Origin of the sequence: Paenibacillus sp. LK1 (genome assembly GCF_002750415.1) — a bacterium.
Lineage (GTDB): Bacteria > Bacillota > Bacilli > Paenibacillales > Paenibacillaceae > Paenibacillus > Paenibacillus taichungensis.
Genome location: NZ_PEII01000044.1, coordinates 1 through 521, shown reverse-complemented (window position 1 = coordinate 521; position 521 = coordinate 1). Strand labels below are relative to the sequence as shown.

The 521-nt window shown below is 55.7% G+C and carries 1 rRNA gene; it reads right to left on the bottom strand.

The window, feature by feature from the left end:
- Positions 1-20: 20 nt before the first annotated feature.
- A 16S ribosomal RNA gene (locus CS562_RS32465) occupies positions 21-521 on the bottom strand; the annotation flags it as partial.

The window sequence follows — 521 nt, the reverse complement described above, 5'->3', positions numbered from 1 at the left end:
CGGGAAACGATTCTCCATAGAAAGGAGGTGATCCAGCCGCACCTTCCGATACGGCTACCTTGTTACGACTTCACCCCAATCATCTATCCCACCTTCGGCGGCTGGCTCCTTGCGGTTACCCCACCGACTTCGGGTGTTATAAACTCTCGTGGTGTGACGGGCGGTGTGTACAAGACCCGGGAACGTATTCACCGCGGCATGCTGATCCGCGATTACTAGCAATTCCGACTTCATGCAGGCGAGTTGCAGCCTGCAATCCGAACTGAGACCGGCTTTTTAGGATTCGTTCCACCTCGCGGCTTCACAGCCCGTTGTACCGGCCATTGTAGTACGTGTGTAGCCCAGGTCATAAGGGGCATGATGATTTGACGTCATCCCCACCTTCCTCCGGTTTGTCACCGGCAGTCACCTTAGAGTGCCCACCCGAAGTGCTGGCAACTAAGATCAAGGGTTGCGCTCGTTGCGGGACTTAACCCAACATCTCACGACACGAGCTGACGACAACCATGCACCACCTGTCT